The organism is Pseudomonas sp. D4002 (assembly GCF_013385665.1).
In the GTDB taxonomy this organism is placed as follows: Bacteria; Pseudomonadota; Gammaproteobacteria; order Pseudomonadales; family Pseudomonadaceae; genus Aquipseudomonas.
On sequence record NZ_JACAPN010000069.1, the window covers coordinates 8,688 to 10,963 of the forward strand.

1 protein-coding gene and 1 pseudogene (1 of these 2 only partly in view) are annotated in these 2,276 nt (G+C 60.8%); one reads left to right on the top strand and one right to left on the bottom strand.

Going from position 1 to position 2,276, the window contains the following annotated elements; genetic code table 11:
• Positions 1 to 83: 83 nt before the first annotated feature.
• Positions 84 to 1,889 carry an ABC transporter ATP-binding protein gene (locus HX824_RS32200; protein WP_008431180.1) on the top strand — a complete coding sequence of 602 codons (1,806 nt, stop codon included), beginning with the start codon at positions 84 to 86 and terminating at the stop codon, positions 1,887 to 1,889.
• A gap of 35 nt (positions 1,890 to 1,924) precedes the next feature.
• Here the strand turns inward: HX824_RS32200 and HX824_RS32205 are convergent.
• Positions 1,925 to 2,276 (bottom strand): annotated as a pseudogene (locus HX824_RS32205) (sigma 54-interacting transcriptional regulator) (its annotated part continues 333 nt past the right edge of the window); the annotation flags it as partial.

Below are 2,276 nucleotides of genomic sequence, written 5' to 3' on the forward strand. Positions count from 1 at the left end.
CGCAGAGCGTGGGAACGATCACACTCACCATTTTTGCCTGAAAGCTGCGCGGCCACAGGCGTCATTCAGGAATGTCATTGGCCATGAGCTCGTCTTTTTCATTGTTTCGCACCTGGAATGTCCAGCACTTGCCATCGACGCCGGCGGCGTTTGTGCGGCATTTCATCGGACATTTCAAAGGTTGGTACCTGGCTATCCTGCTGCTGCAGATCGCCGCGGTGGTGTGTTCGATTCTGACGCCCTGGGGGCTGGGGCAGATCACCCGCACCGTGAGCAACGGGCTGGAAGCGGAGCGTGCCTTTGAAGTGCTGCAATGGCCACTGACACTGCTAAGCGCGCTACTGGTGTGCCAAGTACTGTTTACCCGTGCATCGGCAGGCTGCCATATCCACGTCTTGCCGTTGCAGCGGCGCACTGTGACGCATGTGGTGTTCGCCTATCTGCAGCAGCACTCCCATCGTTTCATCAGCAATGAGTTCGCCGGGGCACTGGCGCATCGGGTGGCGGAAATTACCCTGGGCGTGAATCAGACCCTGAGCATCTTGTTGTTCGACCTGATCCCGCTGCTGGTGACGCTGAGCCTGGCCACGGCCTTGCTATGGACCGCATCGCCGTTGTTGGCGTTGTTCATGGCGGGTTGGTCGGTGGCGTTTATCGCTATCTGCTACGTCCTCGCACGCCGCAGTCATCCTCTGGCGCAACAGTATTCGGCAGCGCGCAGCACCAGCACCGGCAAAGTGGTGGATGCGGTCTCCAATCTGGCCAATATCCGCCTGTTTGCGCGCCATGCGTTCGAGCACAGTTACCTCGGCACTTTCCTCGACAAGGAGGTGGCGGCTGCCTACCGATCCCTGGGGTATATGGAGAAAATTCGCTGGTTCCAGGCTTCCTGTGGCGTAGTGCTTAAGCTCGGTTTGTTATTGCTGGCGCTCTACCTGTGGCGCAGCCACCGTATCGACATTGCTGCGTTTGTCATGTCCACCAGCCTTTCGTTGTTGATCATCAGCGATGTGGAAAACCTGTCGCGACGCTTTCTCGAATTCTTCGAAGCCACCGGCAATATCGCCAACGGTGTGCGCACCCTGATCCGCCCCCATGAAGTCATCGACCAACCCGGCGCCAAGGCGCTGATGGTCAAGCGCGGCGATATCGAGTTTCGCGATGTCGGCTTCAGCTATGGCGGTGACCGTTCGATTTTCGAACACCTGAATATCGTCATCCCCGCCGGCCAGAAAGTCGGCCTGGTGGGTGCTTCGGGCTCCGGCAAGTCGACCCTGCTGAGCTTGCTCCTGCGTCTCTACGACGTGCAGCAAGGCCAGGTGCTGGTGGACGGCAAGGACGTGCGCGAGGTGACCCAACATTCGCTGCACCAGCAGATCGGCCTGATTCCCCAGGAGCCCGGCCTGTTCCACCGCAGCATTCGCGAAAACATCCATTACGGCCGCCTGGATGCCTCGATGGACGAGGTCGCCGAGGCGATCCACCGCGCCGGCGCCAGTGAATTTATCGACAGCATGGAACACGGCTACGAATCGCTGGTGGGCGAGCGTGGGGTCAAATTGTCCGGCGGCCAGCGCCAGCGCATTGCGATTGCCCGGGTGTTGCTGAAAAACGCGCCGATCCTGGTGATGGACGAAGCCACTTCCAGCCTGGACTCGATCACCGAGCGCTTTATCCAGGACAAGCTCGACGAAATCATGGAAGACAAGACCGTGCTGGTGGTCGCGCATCGGCTGTCCACCGTGGCCCACCTGGACCGGATCCTGGTGTTCGACAATGGCCGGGTGATCGAGGACGGCAGCCACGAACAGTTGCTGCGCCAGGGCGGGCAATATGCGCGGTTGTGGAGTCGCCAGTTCAGCGATGCGCTGGATGAAGCGGTGGTGTGACCAGGCGGCGTACCGGGTACGCCGCGCAGTCAGGTTCAGATCGAGAGGTGCAGCACCCGGTCATCCTTGGCACCGGCCAGCGGGCGGCGCTTGTTGACCTTCAGCTCACCGAGGTTGATCAGCAAGGTGCGGGTCACGTTGCGGCTCAGCCCCAGCAACTCGGCGGTGTGCACCTGGTTGTGCTGGCACAGCCGGTAGGCGGCGGTGAGCAGGCTGCGTTCCACCTGTTCGTGGGGGTTTTCTATCTGCTCTTCGAACAGCCGCTGGAAGGCCTGGTCGAGCAGGTCATGGGCGGTGGTGCTGTCTTCCTGGCGTTCGATACGCAGGTTGGACATGCGCAGGTCATCGGCCTGGATCACACCGTCGCGGCAGATCAGCAGGGTGTGG

Bases quoted from the DNA above. Each gene is read 5' to 3' on its own strand.
- HX824_RS32200 (WP_008431180.1), top strand. From the start codon at position 84: ATGAGCTCGTCTTTTTCATTGTTTCGCACCTGGAATGTCCAGCACTTG.